Source organism: Bordetella genomosp. 5, assembly GCF_002261475.1.
In the GTDB taxonomy this organism is placed as follows: Bacteria; Pseudomonadota; Gammaproteobacteria; order Burkholderiales; family Burkholderiaceae_B; genus Bordetella.
In genome coordinates this window covers 164,074-183,608 of record NZ_NEVN01000005.1, presented here as the reverse complement: position 1 = coordinate 183,608, position 19,535 = coordinate 164,074, and the positions used below count along the sequence as shown (strand labels likewise).

Below are 19,535 nucleotides of genomic sequence, written 5' to 3'. Positions count from 1 at the left end.
ACGAATCGCCTCCGATACGCGCGGCGTCCGCCCCGGGCCCGCGCCCACCCACCGCCACTGATATCACCGCTGAATGCCTGCCATGACCTTGACCCGACGTAACCTGCTGCAAGCCGCTCTCGGCGCGGCCCTCCTGTCTGCGCTCGCCCTGCCCGGCCAGACGCTCGCGCAAACCACCGCCAAGCCGCAAGGCGGCACGCTAACCCTGCTGCTGCCGTCGGAGCCGACGGCGCTGGTCACCGTGGGCAACGTCGCCACGCCGATCCTGAGCGTGAGCGCGAAGGTCACCGAAGGCCTGCTCAAGTATGACTACGATCTCACGCCGCAGCCGCAGCTCGCCACGGCCTGGACCATCAGCCCGGACGGCACGGTGTACACCTTCACGCTGCGTCAGGGCGTCAAGTGGCATGACGGCAAGCCATTCACCGCCGCCGATGTCGCATACTCGCTCGAGCTGCTGAAGAAGATTCACCCGCGCGGCCGCAACACCTTCGCTAACGTGACCGCCATCGAGACGCCCGACGATCACACGGTGGTGCTGCGCCTGTCCAAGCCCGCGCCCTACCTGATCCGCGCCTTCGTCGCGACCGAAACGCCCATCGTGCCCAAGCACGTCTACGACGGCACCGACCCGCTCACCAACCCCGCGACCGCCGCGCCGATCGGCACCGGTCCCTTCAAGTTCAAGGAGTGGGTGCGCGGCAGCCATATCGTCTACGAACGCAACCCCGACTACTGGGACAAGCCCAAGCCCTATGTGGATCGGCTGATCGTGCGCGTCGTGGCCGATCCGGCGGCCGCGGCCATCGCCTTCGAAACGGGCACGGTGGACCTGGGTTACCGCACGCCGGTGCCGCTGGCGGACCTGGAGCGCCTGCGCAAGGTGCCCACGCTGCGCTTCGAGACCAAGGGCAACAGCTACTCGTTCAACGTGACGCGGCTCGAGTTCAACCTCGACAACCCGTACTTCAAGAACGAGAAAGTGCGCCAGGCCGTGGCCCACGCGATCGACCGCAATGTGATTCTCAAAGTGGTGAACTACGGCGTGGGCCAGGTGGCCTACTCGCCGATCGCGCCGGGCCTGAAGCAGTACAACGATCCGGCGCCCACGCCCTACCCCTACGATCTCAAGCGCGCCAACGCGCTGCTCGACGAGGCCGGCTATCCGCGCGGCGCCAACAACGTACGTTTCGCGGTGCCACTCGACTTCAATCCGATCGGCGCGGACGGGGCGCGCCTGGCCGACTACCTGCGCACCACACTCGCGCGCGTGGGCATCTCGGTCAACGTGCGCGCGCAGGACGCCTCGGCCTTCATCAAGCGCGTCTACACCGACCGCGACTTCGCCTTCACGACCAACGGCGCCAGCAATCTGTTCGACCCGACCGTTGGCGTGCAGCGGCTGTACTGGTCGAAGAACTTCATCAAGGGCGTGCCCTTTTCCAACGGCACCCACTACAACAATCCGAAGGTGGACGAACTGCTCGAGGCCGCCGCCGTCGAGAACGATCCGGCGCGCCGCGTGGCGCTCTTCAAAGAGTTCCAGCAGATCGTGGCGCGCGAGGTGCCGGACCTGAACCTGTATCAGCCGGAGTTCATCACCATCGCCAACCAGCGCGTGCACGACCACTCGCTCACGGCCGATGGCGTGGAGTCCAACCTCGCCGACGTCTATCTGGATCCGCAGACCAAACGCTGAAAACCGCGACGAGACGACGCCGCGCCGGGCTGCCCGGCGCGGCCGGTGACATGTGCCTGACACAGTGGGACCGGCACAATAAGGGTAATTAGGGACGAACCTGATCCCACAAAACGTTAAAATTCCTCGCACATTGACGAGCATTCGTCATCGCGGTTAGTGTCGGCGAGCGTGGCACCTGGCGTCTAGCCAACCTCTCCCCAAGGAGGCAAGACATGGCGTTGCTCATATCCTGTACTGTGCGGCGAAGCGCTTTCGCCGCGACCCCCTGCGTGCCGGCCTTTCTGGCCGCCGTCTCCCGGGCACTCCGCCCGCTCCCTTCGCTCCCCGATCTCATCACCTGACGTCACGCATCGGCGTGCCGTCGCGCGCCCGCCTGACCTCCCCGAACCCTGGCCGCGTCCTCGCACGCGGCGGCCGGTTAACACCGTGTCACAGCTGCAGGAGTGGTGCTCGTGAGTTTCTTTGTCGATCGTCTCAAATACTTCACCCGCACGCGCGAGTCCTTCGCCGACGGCCACGGCAGCACCTCGCGCGATGACCGCACCTGGGAGTCGGCGTATCGGGACCGCTGGGCGCACGACAAGATCGTGCGCTCGACCCACGGCGTGAACTGCACGGGCTCGTGCTCGTGGAAGATCTACGTCAAGGGCGGCATCGTGACGTGGGAGACCCAGCAGACCGACTATCCCCGCACGCGCCCGGACATGCCCAACCACGAACCGCGCGGCTGTTCGCGCGGCGCGTCGTATTCCTGGTATCTCTACAGCGCCAACCGCGTGAAGTACCCGATGCTGCGCGGCCGGCTGGCCCGGCTGTGGCGCGAAGCGCGCAAGACCATGGAGCCCGTGCAGGCGTGGCGCCATATCTGTACGCAACCCGAACTCTCGCAGCAGTACAAGGCCGTGCGCGGCATGGGTGGCTTCGTGCGCGCGACCTGGGACGAGGTCAATGAGCTGATCGCGGCCGCGAACCTGTACACCGCGAAGCACTATGGCCCGGACCGCATCGTGGGCTTCTCGCCCATCCCGGCCATGTCGATGGTCTCGTTCGCCGCGGGCAGCCGCTATCTGTCCATGATAGGCGCGAGCATCCTGAGCTTCTACGACTGGTACTGCGATCTGCCGCCGTCCAGCCCGCAGACCTGGGGCGAACAGACCGACGTGGCCGAATCGGCCGACTGGTTCAATTCGAGCTTCATCATGATGTGGGGCTCCAACGTGCCGCAGACGCGCACGCCCGACGCCCATTTCATGGTCGAGGCCCGCTATCGCGGCGCCAAGATCGTCTCGATCTTTCCGGACTACGCCGAAGGCGCGAAGTTCGGCGACATCTGGCTGCATCCCAAACAGGGCACCGATGCGGCGCTGGCCCTGGCGATGGGCCACGTGATCCTGAAGGAGTTTCATCTGGAGGGGCGCAGCGCCTACTTCCGCGACTACTGCAAGCGCTACTCCGACATGCCATTCCTGGTGCGGCTGGTGCAGCAGGACGGGCGCTATGTGCCCGAGCGCATGCTGCGCGCGGGCGACTTCGACGGCAATCTGGGGCAGGACAACAATCCCGACTGGAAGCCGGTCGCCTTCGACGAGCCGCGCGATGCCCTCGTGGTGCCGCGCGGATCGATCGGTTTTCGCTGGGGCCAGAAAGAAGGCGGCGACCAGGGCAAATGGAATCTGGAGAGCAAGGACGCCGAGGGCCAGGACATGGACCTGCGGCTCTCGCTGGTGGGTGCCCACACCGATGTCGTGCCGGTGGCCTTCCCGTACTTCGGCGCGCGTCAGCACGACTACTTCCAGGGCACCGACCACGACGAGATCCAGGTGCGCAACATGGCCGCGCGCCGCGTCGCCACGCGCGAGGGCGAGGCGCTGGTCGTGACGGTGTACGACCTGATGATGGCCAACTACGGCCTGGACCGCGGCCTGGGCGGCGGCAACGTCGCCACCTCGTACGACGACGACGTGCCCTACACCCCGGCCTGGCAGGAGCGCATCACCGGCGTCAAGCGAGCGGACGTGATCACCGTGGCGCGGCAGTTCGCATCGAACGCCGACAAGACCCAGGGCAAGTCCATGATCATTCTGGGCGCGGGTCTGAACCACTGGTACCACATGGATATGGCGTACCGCGGCATCATCAACATGGTGGTGATGTGCGGCTGCGTGGGGCAATCGGGTGGCGGCTGGTGCCACTATGTCGGCCAGGAGAAGCTGAGGCCGCAGACGGGTTGGTCCACGCTCGCCTTCGGTCTGGACTGGAACCGCCCGCCGCGCCACATGAACGGCACCTCGTTCTTCTATGCCCACACCGACCAGTGGCGGTACGAGACGCTGGAGGTCGACGAAATCCTCTCGCCGCTGGCGGACAAGCGCCAGTTCAGCGGCGCCATGATCGATTACAACGTGCGCGCCGAACGCATGGGCTGGCTGCCCTCGGCCCCGCAACTGCACGACAATCCGCTCGATGTCGCCCGCATCGCGCGCGAGTCCGGACAGGATCCCGTGACGTACACGGCCGAGGGTCTGCGCGACGGACGCATCAAGTTCGCCTGCGAAGACCCCGACCATCCCAACAATCATCCGCGCAACATGTTCGTGTGGCGCTCGAATCTGCTGGGCTCGTCGGGCAAGGGCCACGAATACTTCCTCAAGCATCTGCTCGGCACGGAGCACGGCGTGCAGGGCAAGGATCTGGGCGAGACCGGCGCGGCCAAGCCGGAGGAAGTCATCTGGCACGAAGAGGCGCCGCGCGGCAAGCTCGACCTGCTCGTGACGCTGGACTTCCGCATGTCGACCACCTGCGTGTACTCCGATGTGGTGCTGCCGACCGCCACCTGGTACGAGAAAAACGACCTCAACACCTCCGACATGCACCCGTTCATCCACCCGCTGTCGGCGGCCGTGGATCCGGTGTGGGAATCGCGCAGCGACTGGGAGATATACAAGGGCATCGCGAAGGCGTTCTCGCGGCTGGCCAAGACCGAGATGCCCGTGGTGCACGACGTCGTGCTCACGCCGCTGCAGCACGACACCCCGGGCGAGCTGGGCAATCCGTGGGACGTGCTCGACTGGAAGCGCGGCGAAACCGAGTTCGTGCCGGGCAAGACCGCGCCCGCCATCACGCTGGTCGAGCGGCGCTACGCGGACCTGTACGATCAGTTCACATCGCTGGGCCCGCTGACCCGCAAGCTGGGCGTGGGCGGCAAAGGCATCAACTGGGCCGCGGAGACGGAGTGCGACCTGCTCGCCCATCTCAACTATGCCGTCGAAGGCGATGGCCCGGCCCACGGCCTGCCCCGGATCGACACCGATCTGGACGCGGCGGAGACCATTCTCGCGCTCGCGCCCGAGACCAACGGCGAGGTCGCGGTGAAAGCCTGGCGCGCGCTCTCCGCCTACACCGGCCGCGATCACGAGCATCTGGCCATCCCGCGCGAACACGAGAAGATCCGCTATCGCGACCTCGTGGCGCAGCCGCGCAAGATCCTGTCCTCGCCCACCTGGTCCGGCCTGGAATCCGACAAGGTCAGCTACAACGCGGGCTACACCAATGTGCACGAACTGATTCCGTGGCGCACGCTCACGGGACGCCAGCAGCTCTACCAGGATCACCCCTGGATGCGCGCGTTCGGCGAAGGCCTGTGCGTGTATCGGCCGCCGGTCGATACTAAATCGGTGCAACCGATGGCGGGCGTGCGCGACAACGGCAACCGCACGGTTGTGCTGAACTTCATCACGCCGCACCAGAAATGGGGCATTCATTCGACCTACACCGACAACCTCATCATGCTGTCGCTCTCGCGCGGCGGGCCGATCGTGTGGATCTCGGAAAAGGACGCCGCCCGCGCCGGCATCGTGGACAACGACTGGATCGAGGCCTTCAACGTCAACGGCGCGCTGGTGGCGCGCGCGGTGGTGAGCCAGCGTGTGCCCGAAGGCATGACCATGATGTATCACGCGCAGGAAAAGATCGTGAACATGCCCGGCTCGGAGATCACCGGGACGCGCGGCGGCATCCACAACTCCGTCACCCGCGCGGTGCTCAAGCCCACCCACATGATCGGCGGCTACGCGCAGCTGTCGTACGGGCTGAATTACTACGGCACCGTCGGCTCGAATCGCGATGAGTTCGTGATCGTGCGCAAGATGGCGAAGATCGACTGGCTGGACGGCGAACGCACGCCGGATTCCGCCACCGCCCCCACCCACCGGGCCACGGCCTGAGGAGACCCGGCATGAAAGTACGCGCTCAGATCGCGATGGTCCTGAACCTGGACAAATGCATCGGCTGCCATACCTGTTCGGTCACCTGCAAGAACGTCTGGACCTCGCGCGAAGGCATGGAGTACGCGTGGTTCAACAACGTGGAGACCAAGCCCGGCATCGGCTACCCGAAGGACTGGGAAAACCAGGCGCACTGGAATGGCGGCTGGCGCCGCCTGCCCAACGGCAAGATCGAGCCGCGCCAGGGCGGCAAGCTCAAGCTGCTCGCGCACATCTTCGCCAATCCGAATCTGCCCGAGATCGACGACTACTACGAGCCCTTCACCTACGACTACGACCATCTCCAGTCGGCACCGGAGCTCAAGGCGGCGCCCACGGCGCGCCCGCGTTCGCTCATCACCGGGCAGCGCATGGAGAAGATCGAATGGGGCCCCAACTGGGAAGAAATTCTCGGCGGCGAGTTTTCCAAGCGCTCGAAAGACTACAACTTCGAGGCCGTGCAGAAGGACATCTACGGGCAGTTCGAGAACACCTTCATGATGTACCTGCCGCGGCTGTGCGAGCACTGCCTCAACCCCAGCTGCGTGGCGAGCTGCCCGTCGGGGTCCATCTACAAGCGCGCCGAGGACGGCATCGTGCTGGTCGACCAGAACAAGTGCCGCGGCTGGCGCATGTGCGTGTCGGGATGCCCGTACAAGAAGATCTATTACAACTGGAGCAGCGGCAAGGCCGAGAAGTGCATCTTCTGCTATCCCCGCATCGAAGAAGGCCAGCCCACCATCTGCTCCGAAACCTGTGTGGGCCGCATCCGATACCTCGGGGTGCTGCTGTACGACGCCGACCGCATCGAACACGCGGCATCGGTCGAGGCCGAAGCGGATCTGTATCAGGCGCAGCTCGACGTATTCCTCGACCCCGAGGATCCCGACGTGATCGCGCAGGCCATTGCCGATGGCGTGCCACACGCCTGGCTCGAGGCGGCACGGCGCTCGCCGACCTACAAGATGGCCGTGGAATGGAAGATCGCCTTTCCGCTGCACCCCGAGTACCGCACCCTGCCCATGGTCTGGTACGTTCCGCCGCTCTCGCCGATCCAGTCGGCCGCCAACAGCGGCCACATCGGCGCCAACGGCGAGCTTCCCGACGTGAAGTCGCTGCGGATTCCGCTGCGCTATCTGGCCAATATGCTGACCGCGGGCGACGAAGCGCCGGTGGCCCTCGCCCTCGAACGGCTGCTGGCCATGCGCGCCTTCATGCGCGCCCGCACCGTGGACCGCGAGGAGCGGCCCGAGATCCTGCAGCAGGTGGGCCTCGGCGTCGCCGAGATCGAGGAGATGTACCGCTACCTCGCCATCGCCAACTACGAAGACCGCTTCGTGATCCCGACCACGCACCGGGAGTACGCCGAAAACGCGTTCGACCTGAAAGGCAGCTGCGGCTTTTCGTTCGGCAACGGTTGCAGCTCGGGCGAGGCGCCGGGCGTCGCCACGCCGAGCGTCGCGCAGACCTCGCTGTTCGGCGCCAAGCCGCGCGGCGACGCGCAGAAGATGGTGTTCATGGAAGTCGAGCGCACGCGCTGAGGAGCCCCACGATGTCCCCGACACCTTCTTCCGTTCCGCCGTCCGCGGACGCGGACACCTACGCCGCCCTCTCCCTGCTGCTGCGCTATCCCGAGCCGGACTGGGTCGAGGCATTGCCGTCGTTGCGCGCGGCGCTGCCCGAACCGGCTCGCGTCAGGCTCGCTGCGCTGCTCGCGTGGCTCGCCAACGGCGCCGACCTGATCGCGCTGCAGGAGCAGTACGTCGAGACCTTCGACAGCCGGCCCTCCCATTCGCTGCATCTGTTCGAGCACATCCATGGCCAGTCGCGCGACCGCGGCCAGGCGATGGTGGACCTGCGCGAGGAGTATCTGTCGCACGGTCTCGCGCCTGATCCAGCGGAGCTGCCCGACTACATCCCGCTCTTCCTGGAGTTTCTGGCCCAGATCCCGGCCGCCGACGCGCGCCGCCTGCTGGGCGACGCGGTACACGTGCTGGCCCGCCTGGGCGACAAGCTCGAACAGGCCCGCAGCCCCTACGCCGCCGTGTTCGCCGTGCTGCGCGGCATGACCGACGTGCAGCCCGAGCCGCTGCCCGAGGTTCCCGTGGACGAGCTCGACGAAAGCCCGGTGATCTTCGGCCCGCAGGCGGGCGGTCCCGATGCCATGTTGCAGCAGATGAACGGCCAGCCCGCGCCGGTGCGCTTCTATGCCACCGACCCGCGCAACCCGGCCTGCAGATCCTGAAGGAGACCCTCATGGGCGACTACCTGCACTACTTCTTCTTCGCGGTGTATCCCTACATCGCGCTCACGGTATTTCTGCTCGGCAGCCTGGCCCGCTACGATCGCGGGCAATACACCTGGAAGAGCGATTCGAGCCAGATGCTCAAACGCGGCCCGCTGCGGCTCGGCAGCAACCTCTTTCACATCGGCATCATTTCGCTGTTCTTCACGCATCTTTTCGGCCTGCTGACCCCGCCGGCGGTCTATCACGCCATGGGCGTGAGCACGGCATTCAAACAGCAGATGGCCATCGTGGTCGGCGCCGTCCTCGGCCTGATCTGCCTGGCGGGCCTGCTGATCCTGCTGTGGCGCCGCTGGTCGGAGCCGCGCCTGCGCGCGACGTCGCGCCCGTCCGACTGGCTCACGCTGGTATGGATCCTGATCGTGCTGTCGCTGGGGCTGCTGTCGATCCTGACCTCGCGCCAGCACACCGACGGCGCCCTCATGGTGTCGCTGGGCGATTGGGCCCAGCACATCGTCACCTTCCGGGGCGGCGCCGCCGAGCACATGGCCGGCGCGCCGCTCGTCTATCAGTTGCACATGGTGCTGGGCATGACGCTCTTCGTCATCTTCCCGTTCACCCGCCTGGTCCATGTCTGGAGCGGCTTCGGCTCGGTGGCCTACCTCGGCCGGGCATGGCAACTGGTGCGTTCACGCTGAGGAATCCGGATGATCACGATCAATGGCACCACCATTACCGAAGACCGCCTGGCCGAAGAGGCGCCGCGCCACCACTCGGCCGAAGACCCGATGATGAGCGCCGCCCACGAGCTGGTGCTGCGCGAGCTGCTGCGTCAGCGCGCCGCCGAACTCGGCCTCGCCGCGCCCGACGAGGACGGGCTGATCCAGGCCGTACTGGCCGAGGAAGTGTGCGTGCCCGAGGCCGACGAAGCCACCTGCCGGCGCTATTACCAGCAACATCTGGCGCGCTTCATGCACGGCGAGAGCATCGAGGTCAGCCACATCCTTTTTCAGCTGACGCCGCGCATCGATCCCCAACAGCTGCGCGCGCATGCGACCGGCATTCTCAACGAGCTGCTTGCCGGCGGCGCCGACTTCGGCGACTACGCGCGGCGCTACTCCAACTGCCCGTCCGGCGCCGAGGGCGGCCGCCTGGGCGAACTGCACCGCGGCGATGCCGCCGACGAGTTCGAACGCGCCGTGTTCGCCTTGCCCGCCGACACGCTCGCGCCGCGCCTCGTCGACACGCGCCACGGCTTTCACATCGTGCGCACGGGCCGCAAGCAGGAAGGCGAACAGAGCGAGTTCGAGGCCGTGCGTCCGATGATCGCGAGCTGGCTCGAAGCCGCCAGCCGCCGGCGCGCCGAATCGCAGTATCTGCAGATGCTGGTCGGCCAGGCCCGCATCCAGGGTATCGCCATGCAGGGCGCCGATACGCCGCTGGTGCAGTAGGCCGGCGCCCGCTTCCGCCACGCTTCCCCTCGCCCGATCAGGAGCTTCCATGGATCAGCCGTTGCCGAAGGCCTACCCGGTGCTCTACGCCAGCACCCTGGCCTTCATGGTCTGTTTCGTCGTGTGGATGATGTTCGGCGTGATCGGCATCCCGATCCGCGAAGAGCTGGGGCTGTCGGCCTTCCAGTTCGGCCTGTTGAGTTCCACCCCAGTGCTCACCGGCGCCGTGTTCCGCCTGCCGCTCGGCATCTGGACCGACCGCTACGGCGGCCGGCTGATGATGACGCTGCTGCTGGTGCTGTGCGCGGTGCCGGTCTATCTGGTGACCTACGCCACGGCGCTCTGGCACTTCCTGGTCATCGGGCTCTTTCTGGGGCTGGTGGGCGCGTCCTTCGCCGTGGGCACGCCCTATGTGGCGCGCTTCTTCCCGCCCGCCAGGCGCGGATTCGCCATGGGCTTCTTCGGCGCGGGCACCTGCGGCGCGGCCGTCAATCTGTTCGTCACGCCGGTGCTGCTCGAGATGTATGGCTGGCGCGCGGTGCCGCAGATCTATGCCGTGATGCTGCTCGTGATGGCGGTGATCTTCTGGTTCATGTCGGCGCCCGATCCCGGGGCCGGCAGACAAGGCGGCAGTCTCGCGTCGCAGTTCAAGGTGCTGCGCGACCGCCGCGTCTGGCGCTATTGCCAGTATTACTCGATCACGTTCGGCGGCTTCACGGCGCTGTCGTTGTGGATCCCGCAATACATGAAGGACGAATACGGCCTCGGTATCGCGGCGGCCGCCGGTCTGGCGGCCGGCTTCTCGCTGCCGGGCTCGGTGCTGCGGGCGGTGGGCGGCGTGCTGGCCGACCGGTTCGGCGCGCACAGCACTACCTGGTGGTGTCTCTGGGTGGCGTGGATCTGCCTGTTCCTGCTGTCCTATCCGGACACCACCCTGAGCATCAAGACCATCGACGGCACTATGGACCTGCATCTCTACCTGCCGCTGTGGTTCTTCACCGCCCTGCTCTTCGTGCTGGGCATGAGCTTCGCGTTCGGCATGGCATCCACGTTCAAGTACGTGGCCGACGACTTCCCGGAGAACATGGGCGTGGTGTCCGGCATCGTGGGCCTGGCCGGCGGCCTGGGCGGATTCCTGCTGCCGCTGCTGTTCGGCATGGGCCTGGACTTCATCGGCATCCGTTCGAGCAACTTCATGCTGCTCTACGGCGTGGTGTGGGTCTCGCTCATCATCATGTATCTGTCGGAAGTGCGGCGCACACCGATCACCGGAGAGGCCAAAGCGCCCCGATGACCGTCACGGGCACGCGCGGGCCGGCGACCGGCGTGCCGCCGCGCGCCGCGATCCGCGCGGCGTCCCGCCGCCCGACCGGACCGCGGCGCGCTACAGGCGCTCGCCCGGCAGGCGGCTCGCCTGCGCGGCCCAGTCCGCAAACTGGGCTTCGTCGAATTCACCCTCGTGGATATCGAGATAGCGCACGGCCGGGTACTTCGACGTGCCGGTGGGCGCGGGTGCCAGCGACGCGCCCTGAAAGAACGTGACGCGGACATAACGCGTGAAGCAATGCACGCTCAGAAACCACCCCTCGCCCGGCAGCCCGTAAAACGGGGAATTCCATTTCACGGCCTTGGCGACGCCCGGCACCGCCTGCCCGACCAGGGCATCGATGCGCGCACCGATCGCGCGCTTCCAGCCTGGCATGGCGGCGATGTAGGCCTGCACCGGCGCGTCGCCATCGCCCTTCGCAATCTGCGGATTGCCGCCCGCCAGCAGCACGACCTCTTTGTCCGGCGGGCCGGCCGCGTCGGTGCCGCCGCGCCGCGTGCTGGCCTTGGCCGCCCGGCCGGGGGATGTGGCCGGCGAGCCGGCGGGCTTGTCTTTGTGTGCAGCCATGCGTGCGCTCTCCTGACAGGTGGGGGCGGGCCATCCCGCGAGGGAACGCCGGATCCCATCGTAATGCTAGCCCGGGCATGGCGCTTGCGCAGGCGGCTGCAGCACGCCTCTCGGAGATTCTCATGGCGCCTTCCCGGCTCGAAGTCCGCACCGGTCAATACCCGGGCAAACTCACGCGGGATGCGTTCCGCGCGCGCTTCATGCAGCGCTTTCACGATCCCGCCTATGCCGTCGAGCGTGCCGCGCTCGACCGGCTGGAGCAGATCGCCTGGGACGCCTACATGGATAGCCGCAAGGCGCCGATCACGGTGAAAGCCGGCCCGGGCTACGCCGACCCCGACTACGACCTCTCGGCCGACTGGAAGGCCGCGCATGATGCCCTGGCGCACGCCGCCGAGGCACAGCGCGATCCCGCCACGCCGTCACGCGTGCTGGTGATCATCGGCAGCGCGCGCAACGACGGCACCTGTCCGGGCGAGGTCTCGAAGAGCTGGCGCCTGGCGCGGCTGGCGGCGCACGAGCTCGAGGCGGCGGGCATCCGGCACGACACGCTGGACCTCAGCCGTACCGTGTCCGAATACCAATACCAGATCCACCCCTGCAAGGGCTGCGCATCGACCACCATGCCGCTGTGCCATTGGCCCTGCAGCTGCTATCCCCACCACTCGCTCGGTCAGGTCAACGATGCGATGAACGATATCTACGCGCAGTGGGTGGCGGCGCACGGCGTGATCCTGATCGCGCCCACCTACTGGTATCAGTCGCCCAGCCCGCTCAAGCTCATGATCGACCGCCTGGTCTGCGCCGACGGCGGCAATCCCGATCCGACCTCGACCGCCGGCAAAGACGTGATGAAGGCCAAGCGGCTGGAAGTCGATGGCTGGGACTATCCCAAACATCTGGCGGGCCGCGCCTATGGCGTGGTGGTGCACGGCGACGTGGCGGGCATCGAATCGCAGCGCCGCGCGCTGTCGGACTGGCTGGACTGGATGGGTCTGGTCGCGGCCGGCGCGGACGCGAAGCTGGACCGCTACATCGGCTACTACCAGCCCTATGCGACCAGCCACGCCGACCTGGACGAGGATCACGCCGTGCAGGAAGAGGTGCGCAACGTGGCCCGCGCGGTGGCGGCCGCGGTGCCCCGGCTGCGCTCCGGCGAGCTCACGCCGCCGGATGCGGGCCTGCGGCAACCCCGGCCCAAATAGGCCGGACACCGCCGGCCGCGGCGCTACGCCTCCAGCGCTTCGCCGCGCAGCGCCGCCTCGACGATGCCTTGCGTGAGCGTCGGCACGAACAGCTCGATGAAGTGATAGGCGTAGCCGCGCAGCCACGCGCCGCGGCGCACGGCCAGCCGGGTCAGGTTGATCTCGAACAGATGGCGCGCGTCGATGGCCGAGAGGCGGGTATCGCGCTCGGCGTCCCAGGCGACAGACGCCACGATGCCCACGCCCATCTCGAGCTCCACATAGGTCTTGATCACGTCGGCGTCCATCGCCGTCATGACGATGTCGGGCGTGATGCCCGCGCGGGCGAAGGCCTCGTCGATGTGGGCGCGCCCGGTGTAGCCGTGGCCGTAGGTGATGATGGGAAAGGCCGCCAGCTCGGACAGCGTGGGCGCGACACTGCCGGCCAGCGGATGATGCGGCGGCACGATGATGCTGTGCGTCCAGCGGTAGCAAGGCAGGTTGACCAGCCCCGAATAGTCGGCCACCGCTTCCGTCGCCACGCCGATATCGGCCTCGCCTTCGAGCAGCATCTCCGAGACCTGCTTGGGCGAGCCCTGGTGCAGATGCAGCACCACGTCGGGATAGCGGGCGCGGAACTCCTTGATGACCGGCGGCAGCGCATAGCGCGCCTGCGAGTGCGTGGCCGCGATCGACAGCACGCCGGTGGTCGCGCCGGCATACTCGGCGCCCGCATGGCGGATATTGTCGGCGGCCTGCAGGATCTGCTCCACCAGCGGCAGGATCAACTCGCCCGGCGGCGTGAGACCGATGAGCCGCTTGCCGGAGCGGATGAAGATGTCGACCCCCACCTCTTCCTCGAGTTCGCGGATCTGGCGGCTCACGCCCGGCTGCGAGGTGTGCAGGCTCTCCGAGACATCGGTAAGGTTGAAGTCGCGGCGCACCGCTTCGCGCACGGAGCGCAGTTGCTGGAAGTTCATATCGGATTCCGTCGGTTCCGCGGGCGGCCGGCCTCAGCCCAGCAGCGCGAGTTGATTGCCACTGGGGTCTTTGACATACATGACGCGCTCGGCCGCGTCCGGCACCGAACAGACGGGATGATGGCCGGCGGCCTGCAGGCGATCTCGTACCTGCTCGAAGGCATCCGTACGCAAGGCCAGATAGTCGGCTTTCACGCCGGCGCTGCGGCTCGCCACCGGCGATAGCGACAGCGTGGCGTTGCCCAGCGCGAAGGTCAGGCGTGCGTCGCCCTCGCCCGCCACCTCGTGCAAGCCGAGAATGTGGCGATAGAACTCGCGGACGGCGCCTGCCTGGCGCGCCACGAAAGAGAGTTGGACGGACTCGATGGACAAAATGGTGGACATGCCTGGATTCCTGCTGCTGAACCAGGCACATGATAGGCACGCAGGCCCATGAAAAACAAAGAGGATGTAATCCGGTCTACATGAGCGCGAGACTTAAGGACGCGGCGGTCTAACGATATAGCCGACGGTAGGCTGGCGGGGCCCCGACAGGCACCCGCCCCCGCCCCGCCGTGGGCCGCGATGCACCTGTCTCATGCACTGCGCCGCAGGCGCTCGCGCACGGCCGCAAATGCCTGTTCGAGGTCGGCGATGAGGTCGTCCGGATGCTCGAGGCCGATGTGCAGCCGCACGGCGCTGCGCCCGCCCGGCCAGCCCGTATGCTCGCCCAGCCGCTCGGGCGCGGCCTCGAGCGCCAGACTCTCGTAACCACCCCACGACGCCCCGATCGAAAAGGTGCGCAGCGCATCGACGAACACGCCCGCCGCGCGCGGATCGATCTGCGCGAACGCGAACGTCAACAGGCCATTGGCGCCGCTGAAGTCGCGCTGCCAGAGCGCATGCCCGGGATCCTGCGGCAGCGGCGGATAGTAGACCTGCACCACATCCGGATGCTGGGCCAGATACCCGGCGACCTCGGTGGCGTTGGCCTGGTGCCGCGTCAGGCGCACGTCGAGCGTGCGGATGCCGCGCAGCGTCAGGTAGGCGTCGTCGGGCCCGACCGCCAGTCCCAGCGCATCGTGCGTGGCGGCGAGGCGGTCGAAATGTTCCACGTTGCTGGCGGTCACGGATCCCATCATCACGTCGGAATGCCCGGCCAGGTATTTCGTGGCGGCCTGGATCGAGAAATGGGCGCCGAGCGCCAGCGGCTGGTAATGCAGACCCGCGCCCCAGGTGTTGTCGACGGCCACCAGCACGCCGTGCTCGCGCGCCTGGGCGGCCAGCGCGGGCAGGTCCAGCACTTCGTAGAGCAGCGAGCCGGGCGACTCGAGATACAGCAGCCGCGTGCGAGGACGCAGCAGGGATTCGAGCGCGTCGCGGCCCGGCGTGAAGTATTCCACCGTGATGCCGCGCTCCGCCAGCAACACGCGGTCGACCTTGCGGACCGGCGCATACACGCTGTCGCTCACCAGCGCATGGTCGCCGGGCTTGAGCAGCGCGAGAAACACCAGCGTGATGGCCGACAGGCCCGAGGGCGCCAGCAGCGTGCGGTAGCCGCCCTCCAGCGTGGTGATCGCTTCCTCGAGCGCGGCATGCGTATCCAGGCCATGGCGGCCGTACGTGGCCACGCGCTCGCCGGCGCCGCGTTGCGCCTGCAACCGGTGCTGCGCGGCACTGTCGGCAAAGCGCACGGTGCTGGTCCGCACGACCGGCACATTCACCGGCCCGGCGCCGTCCTTCAGGTCCGGCGTGCCGGCATGGATGAGACGCGTGCGCAGATCCGCGCGCGCCGGAATGTCGTGAGCCTGGCTCATGTCCGTACCTCCACGCTCGGCGTCATCTGGCTGGCGTTGTAGTTGATGATTTCGCCCGTGCCGGGGCGGATGCCGATGCGGCCCGAGAGCGTCTCGAGCGGCCGGCCATACAGGTGAAAGTGCAGCGTGGGCGCGCCGTCGAACACATGAATGCTGTGGATGTCGTCGGGCAGAAAGGCGATTGCCTGACCCGGCTCGACCACGACCTCGCGGACCTGCTCGATGTCGGCGCGATCCGGCCGCAGGCCATCGTCGGTGCGACGGTACACCCGGTTGAGTTCCGCGCCCGACAGCGCCACGATGACGGCCCACGTCGTGTGGTTGTGCGGCACCGTGGTCTTGCCCGGATTGATGGCGTTCAGGTACAGCGCCACGTCGTCGTCGCCGTCATCCGGATTGAGGCGATAGCGGGTGGAGGACTCGCTCGCACCGGCACCCGGCGCCGGAAACTCGCTGGCGGGGAAGAGATGGCGCTCGGCCGCCAGCGCTTCCAGGCGCTGCGACACCTGCGCCAGCGTGGCGCGGTTGAGCGGCTCACCCTCCACCGCCTGCGCGGCGAGGATGAGACGAATATCGGCCAGCGCGGCGTCGACACTGGCGCGGCGCGGTGTGCGAGACCCGGCCGCGGCGGCAGCCGCCGGATGGGCCGGGTTCGCCTGGGAAGCAGGCACGGAAACAGTCATTACAGACTCCTCATGAGCGCGCGGCGGATCGCCGTCGCGCGAAGGCGGGGTTCATGGGCATGGGCATGGCGAAAGACAAACGCCTAGACCGCCAGATGCCGGGGGTTGAAATCCAATAGACGGGCAAAGGGATCGGGCCGGCGCCGGGGCGCGGCGGCCCCGCTCGCACGCTGCAGGAAGGCGCGCGTGCGCTCGTTGCGGGGAGCACCGAAGAGCTGGCCGGGCGGCCCCGATTCGACGATGCGCCCCGCCTCGGTGAAGTACACGTTGTCGCTCACTTCCTCGGCAAAACGCATCTCGTGCGTGACCAGCACGCAGGTCAGCCCATCGTCGACCAGATCGCGGATCACGGTCAGCACCTCCCCCACCATCTCCGGGTCGAGCGCGGACGTCACTTCATCGAACAGGATCAGCTCGGGCGCGAGGGCCAGCGCGCGCGCGATCGCCACGCGCTGCTGCTGCCCGCCCGAAAGCTCGCCGGGATAGGCGCCGGCCTTGTGCTCCATGCGCACGCGGGCCAGCAGCGCGTGAGCCCGCGCCTGCGCCTGGGCGCGCGGGACGCCGCCCACCTTGATCGGCGCGGCGACCAGATTCTCGAGCACGCTCATATGCGGGAACAGGTTGTACTGCTGGAACACGAAGCCCACGCGCTTGCGCAGCGCGATCAGCTCGCGTTCGCGGCGCAGCGACCGCACGTCGACACCGTCGACGTGGATGTCGCCCTGTTGCGGCCGCAGCAGGCCGGTGATGCAGCGCAGGATGGTCGACTTGCCCGAGCCGGACGGCCCGATGATCGAGACCGCCTCGCCGCGGCGCACGGTGATATCGATGCCGTCGAGCACGGCGGTGTCACCGAAGGCGAGATGTACGTCGGCGAGCCGGACCAGGGTGTCAGTGTCGGGCATGACGCCGCTCCAGGTGGCGCGTGAAACGCGCGATGGGATAGCAGTAGGCGAAGAAGAGCGCCAACAGCGTGAAATAGATGAGGATCGTGAAGTCGGTGCGATTGACCGTGTTGCTCGCCACCGTGGCGGTGTCGACCACGTCGTGCACGCCCACCAGCGAGGCCAGCGCCGTGCTCATCGTGATGCTGGCGTAGAGATTCATCCAGGGCGGCAACATCCGGCGCAGGCACTGCGGCAGAATGACCATGCGAAAGATCTGCGTGCGGGCGAACCCGAGCGACTGCGAGGCCTCCCACTGCGCGGCCGGGATCGACTGCACCGCGCCGCGAAAAATCTCCGCGACGTTGGCCGAGGCCGGCAGCGCGAGGCCGATCACCACTTTGATCCAGTCCGGGAACGGCAGCACCCAGCGCGCCACCGACACCTCGAACGGAAACACGTAGGTGGTGAAGTACACGAGCACGAGGATGGGCGCGTTGCGGAACACCAGCACATAGGCGCGGGTCAGGCCGCGCAGCGGCGCCACGGGCGACAGCGATATCGCGCCGACCACCAGGCCGAGCAACGTGCCGAGCGCCATTGCCAGCAGGCTGATCTGCACGTTCATGCCCAGTCCCCGCAGCAGCGCGGGCCACCAGTACCAGAGCCGCTCCACGGCGGCCGGGGTCGTGTCCGACGCCGCCCACCAGGCCGCCAGCAGCGCGAGCCCGATCAAGGTCAGCACCCACGGGTCGGCGAGCACGCCACGCACCGCCGTGTTCAGACCGCCCGCGCGCGGCAGCGACAGCGTCGTGTCATTGGCCATAACCGGGCATCCTCAGGCGTTGTTCGAGCCACCGCCCCGCCGCGCTGACCAGCCAGGTCAGCAGGCCGAAGTAGATCAGGATGAGCAGCAGCAGCTCCAGCACGTTGTCGCGCTGCGACCAGATCATGATGGATTCGTACGTGACATCGCCCACCGCGATGGCCGACGCGATCGCCGTCATCTTCACCAGGTCCACCAGATTGTTGACGAGGGCCGGCAGCGCGAAGCGCAGGGCGAGCGGCAACTGCACCCGCCACAGGATCTCGCCGCGCGAGAAGGCCAGCGAGCGCGCCGCCTCGAGCGTGACCGCCGGCACGGCCTCGATGCCCGCGCGCAGCGCCTCGGCATGAAACACCGCCTTGTGCAGCGCGACGACCAGCACCACCCACATGAACGGCGTGATGGGGTTGCCCCCCTCCAGCTTCTGCGCAATCAGCATGTTGAGCACGAGAAACGCGCAATACAGCTGCACCAGCGTGGGCGTGTTGCGCGTCACTTCCACGAAGGCGGTGAGCGGGCGCACCAGCCAGGCCCGCCCGCTCGTGAGGCCGGCCGCGATCAGCACGCCGAAGAACAGGCTGGCCGGTATCGCGGCCACGCAGAGCTGCAGCGTCACCCACAGGCCCCGCACGAAGGCCGCGCGCTCGCCCGCGTCGAGCACGAACGTATAGTTCAGGCCGAGCGGGCGGGCGAACGACACCCAGCTTTCGAGAAGAGATTGCGTCATGCCGTCACGCTCAGCTGCCCTTTCCGGCCTGTTCGTGCAGCTCCTGCAGATAGGGCTGCGGCGGCGTGATGCCCAGGCGCTTCTCGGTTTCGATGAGCCAGCCGCTGCGGTGCCATTCGCGGATCACCTTGTCCACCGCGGCGATGGTGTCCGTCTCGCCCTTGCGGGTCCAGACGACCGAGTTGGCCGGCAGGATTTCCGTGGTGATGGGCGCATGGAAATCCGCCCATTCGGCGTTGCTCTTGAGCAGCGGATGGATCAGCGTGGAATCATGCACGGCCGCCACGCACAGCCCGCCCTTCAGCGCGAGCAGCGAGTCCGATGAGGTCTTGTAGCCTTTGACCTCCGCGCCATACTCGCCCGCCAGTGGCTTGGCGTAGCTCGAGCCCTGCGACACGCACACCGGCTTGCCGCGCAGGTCCTCCCAGGTCTTGATGCCGCTGTTCTTGCGCGTGGCGGCCGCGCCGCCCACGCGATAGAACGGCGTCGGGGCATAGCCCAGGATCTCGGCACGATCGGGATTGAGCTCCATCGAGGCGATCAGCAGATCGACCTTGCCCGAGATCAGGAACTGCACCCGAGTGGGCGTCTGCACCTGCACCAGCTCCACCGGCACGCCCAGGCCTTCGCCCAACTTGCGCGCCAGCTCCGGATTCCAGCCCACCAGTTGCTGGGTCGAGGGATCGAGCGAACCGAACACGCCGCCGTTGGCGAGCACGCCGATCGTGACCTTGCCGCGCTCGCGGATCTTGTCCTGCGTGGCGTCGGCATGCGCCAGCCCCATGCCGAGCAGCAGGCCCAGCGCCGCGCCCGCGCGCCACGCGACACGGCGCGCCTGACGATGCAGGCGGCGGGAGGCCGAACGGCGTTGGAATTCTTGTCGTGCCATGAGTACATCACC

General features: G+C 67.5%; 17 protein-coding genes. 8 read left to right on the top strand and 9 right to left on the bottom strand.

From position 1 onward, the window contains the following. Positions 1-82: 82 nt before the first annotated feature. The 7 genes from CEK29_RS10940 to CEK29_RS10910 all read left to right on the top strand — a co-directional run bounded on the left by CEK29_RS10940 (position 83) and on the right by CEK29_RS10910 (position 10,954). Positions 83-1,699 carry an ABC transporter substrate-binding protein gene (locus CEK29_RS10940; RefSeq protein ID WP_094858090.1) on the top strand — a complete coding sequence of 539 codons (1,617 nt, stop codon included), beginning with the start codon at positions 83-85 and terminating at the stop codon, positions 1,697-1,699. A 455-nt stretch (positions 1,700-2,154) separates the two neighbouring features. Then, a complete protein-coding gene (locus CEK29_RS10935; protein WP_094858188.1) occupies positions 2,155-5,925 on the top strand; it encodes a nitrate reductase subunit alpha in 3,771 nt (1,256 codons plus the stop codon). 11 nt (positions 5,926-5,936) lie between these two features. Further along, positions 5,937-7,505, top strand: coding sequence for a nitrate reductase subunit beta (gene narH, locus CEK29_RS10930; RefSeq protein ID WP_094858089.1), 1,569 nt, complete (start codon positions 5,937-5,939; stop codon positions 7,503-7,505). A gap of 11 nt (positions 7,506-7,516) precedes the next feature. Continuing rightward, entirely contained in the window at positions 7,517-8,209 is a 693-nt protein-coding gene (gene narJ / locus CEK29_RS10925; protein ID WP_094858088.1) for a nitrate reductase molybdenum cofactor assembly chaperone, read from the top strand. Between the two features lie 11 nt (positions 8,210-8,220). Continuing rightward, positions 8,221-8,907 (top strand): respiratory nitrate reductase subunit gamma, encoded by a 687-nt coding sequence (narI, locus tag CEK29_RS10920; protein WP_094858087.1) that lies wholly within the window; start codon positions 8,221-8,223, stop codon positions 8,905-8,907. 9 nt (positions 8,908-8,916) lie between these two features. Beyond that, positions 8,917-9,660, top strand: coding sequence for a peptidylprolyl isomerase (locus CEK29_RS10915; protein ID WP_094858086.1), 744 nt, complete (start codon positions 8,917-8,919; stop codon positions 9,658-9,660). A gap of 49 nt (positions 9,661-9,709) precedes the next feature. Further along, the gene (locus CEK29_RS10910; protein ID WP_094858085.1) at positions 9,710-10,954 is read left to right on the top strand and encodes an MFS transporter; all 1,245 of its coding nucleotides are present in this window, start codon (positions 9,710-9,712) and stop codon (positions 10,952-10,954) included. Positions 10,955-11,044: 90 nt separating this feature from the next. Here CEK29_RS10910 and CEK29_RS10905 read toward each other — a convergent pair whose 3' ends face one another. Then, positions 11,045-11,554, bottom strand: a complete 510-nt coding sequence (locus CEK29_RS10905; protein WP_094858084.1) for a DUF1801 domain-containing protein — start codon at positions 11,552-11,554, stop codon at positions 11,045-11,047. A gap of 122 nt (positions 11,555-11,676) precedes the next feature. Between CEK29_RS10905 and CEK29_RS10900 the strand changes: the two genes are divergently transcribed. Beyond that, positions 11,677-12,759 (top strand): flavodoxin family protein, encoded by a 1,083-nt coding sequence (locus tag CEK29_RS10900; protein ID WP_217903874.1) that lies wholly within the window; start codon positions 11,677-11,679, stop codon positions 12,757-12,759. Between the two features lie 23 nt (positions 12,760-12,782). Here the strand turns inward: CEK29_RS10900 and CEK29_RS10895 are convergent, their stop codons facing one another. From CEK29_RS10895 to CEK29_RS10860, 8 genes are all read right to left on the bottom strand, one after another. Then, positions 12,783-13,718 (bottom strand): CysB family HTH-type transcriptional regulator, encoded by a 936-nt coding sequence (locus tag CEK29_RS10895; RefSeq protein WP_094858082.1) that lies wholly within the window; start codon positions 13,716-13,718, stop codon positions 12,783-12,785. A 33-nt stretch (positions 13,719-13,751) separates the two neighbouring features. Then, entirely contained in the window at positions 13,752-14,102 is a 351-nt protein-coding gene (locus CEK29_RS10890; RefSeq protein WP_094799767.1) for a VOC family protein, read from the bottom strand. Positions 14,103-14,293: 191 nt separating this feature from the next. Next, positions 14,294-15,514 carry a cystathionine beta-lyase gene (metC, locus tag CEK29_RS10885; protein ID WP_094858081.1) on the bottom strand — a complete coding sequence of 407 codons (1,221 nt, stop codon included), beginning with the start codon at positions 15,512-15,514 and terminating at the stop codon, positions 14,294-14,296. Next, the gene (locus CEK29_RS10880; RefSeq protein ID WP_249279012.1) at positions 15,511-16,197 is read right to left on the bottom strand and encodes a cysteine dioxygenase family protein; all 687 of its coding nucleotides are present in this window, start codon (positions 16,195-16,197) and stop codon (positions 15,511-15,513) included. The genes metC and CEK29_RS10880 overlap by 4 nt, the downstream gene beginning before the upstream one ends. Before the next feature lie 83 nt (positions 16,198-16,280). Next, positions 16,281-17,102: an amino acid ABC transporter ATP-binding protein gene (locus CEK29_RS10875; RefSeq protein ID WP_094858080.1), complete on the bottom strand. Its 822-nt coding sequence runs from the start codon at positions 17,100-17,102 to the stop codon at positions 16,281-16,283. Then, on the bottom strand, positions 17,089-17,907 hold the full coding sequence (locus CEK29_RS10870) for an amino acid ABC transporter permease (RefSeq protein ID WP_094858079.1): 819 nt from the start codon (positions 17,905-17,907) through the stop codon (positions 17,089-17,091). The genes CEK29_RS10875 and CEK29_RS10870 overlap by 14 nt, the downstream gene beginning before the upstream one ends. Then, positions 17,897-18,634, bottom strand: coding sequence for an amino acid ABC transporter permease (locus CEK29_RS10865; RefSeq protein WP_094858078.1), 738 nt, complete (start codon positions 18,632-18,634; stop codon positions 17,897-17,899). Before CEK29_RS10865 ends, CEK29_RS10870 begins: the two co-directional genes overlap by 11 nt. 10 nt (positions 18,635-18,644) lie before the next feature. Continuing rightward, positions 18,645-19,418 carry a transporter substrate-binding domain-containing protein gene (locus CEK29_RS10860; protein WP_094858187.1) on the bottom strand — a complete coding sequence of 258 codons (774 nt, stop codon included), beginning with the start codon at positions 19,416-19,418 and terminating at the stop codon, positions 18,645-18,647. Between the last annotated feature and the right edge of the window lie 117 nt (positions 19,419-19,535).

What these genes read in the sequence shown, in the direction of transcription:
- CEK29_RS10875 (WP_094858080.1), bottom strand. Translation starts at nt 17,102, where the DNA reads ATGCCCGACACTGACACCCTGGTCCGGCTCGCCGACGTACATCTCGCC.
- narH (WP_094858089.1), top strand. Translation starts at nt 5,937, where the DNA reads ATGAAAGTACGCGCTCAGATCGCGATGGTCCTGAACCTGGACAAATGC.
- narJ (WP_094858088.1), top strand. Translation starts at nt 7,517, where the DNA reads ATGTCCCCGACACCTTCTTCCGTTCCGCCGTCCGCGGACGCGGACACC.
- CEK29_RS10895 (WP_094858082.1), bottom strand. Translation starts at nt 13,718, where the DNA reads ATGAACTTCCAGCAACTGCGCTCCGTGCGCGAAGCGGTGCGCCGCGAC.
- CEK29_RS10915 (WP_094858086.1), top strand. Translation starts at nt 8,917, where the DNA reads ATGATCACGATCAATGGCACCACCATTACCGAAGACCGCCTGGCCGAA.
- metC (WP_094858081.1), bottom strand. Translation starts at nt 15,514, where the DNA reads ATGAGCCAGGCTCACGACATTCCGGCGCGCGCGGATCTGCGCACGCGT.
- CEK29_RS10910 (WP_094858085.1), top strand. Translation starts at nt 9,710, where the DNA reads ATGGATCAGCCGTTGCCGAAGGCCTACCCGGTGCTCTACGCCAGCACC.
- CEK29_RS10900 (WP_217903874.1), top strand. Translation starts at nt 11,677, where the DNA reads ATGGCGCCTTCCCGGCTCGAAGTCCGCACCGGTCAATACCCGGGCAAA.
- CEK29_RS10865 (WP_094858078.1), bottom strand. Translation starts at nt 18,634, where the DNA reads ATGACGCAATCTCTTCTCGAAAGCTGGGTGTCGTTCGCCCGCCCGCTC.
- CEK29_RS10860 (WP_094858187.1), bottom strand. Translation starts at nt 19,418, where the DNA reads ATGGGGCTGGCGCATGCCGACGCCACGCAGGACAAGATCCGCGAGCGC.
- CEK29_RS10890 (WP_094799767.1), bottom strand. Translation starts at nt 14,102, where the DNA reads ATGTCCACCATTTTGTCCATCGAGTCCGTCCAACTCTCTTTCGTGGCG.
- CEK29_RS10870 (WP_094858079.1), bottom strand. Translation starts at nt 17,907, where the DNA reads ATGGCCAATGACACGACGCTGTCGCTGCCGCGCGCGGGCGGTCTGAAC.
- CEK29_RS10880 (WP_249279012.1), bottom strand. Translation starts at nt 16,197, where the DNA reads ATGACTGTTTCCGTGCCTGCTTCCCAGGCGAACCCGGCCCATCCGGCG.
- narI (WP_094858087.1), top strand. Translation starts at nt 8,221, where the DNA reads ATGGGCGACTACCTGCACTACTTCTTCTTCGCGGTGTATCCCTACATC.
- CEK29_RS10940 (WP_094858090.1), top strand. Translation starts at nt 83, where the DNA reads ATGACCTTGACCCGACGTAACCTGCTGCAAGCCGCTCTCGGCGCGGCC.
- CEK29_RS10905 (WP_094858084.1), bottom strand. Translation starts at nt 11,554, where the DNA reads ATGGCTGCACACAAAGACAAGCCCGCCGGCTCGCCGGCCACATCCCCC.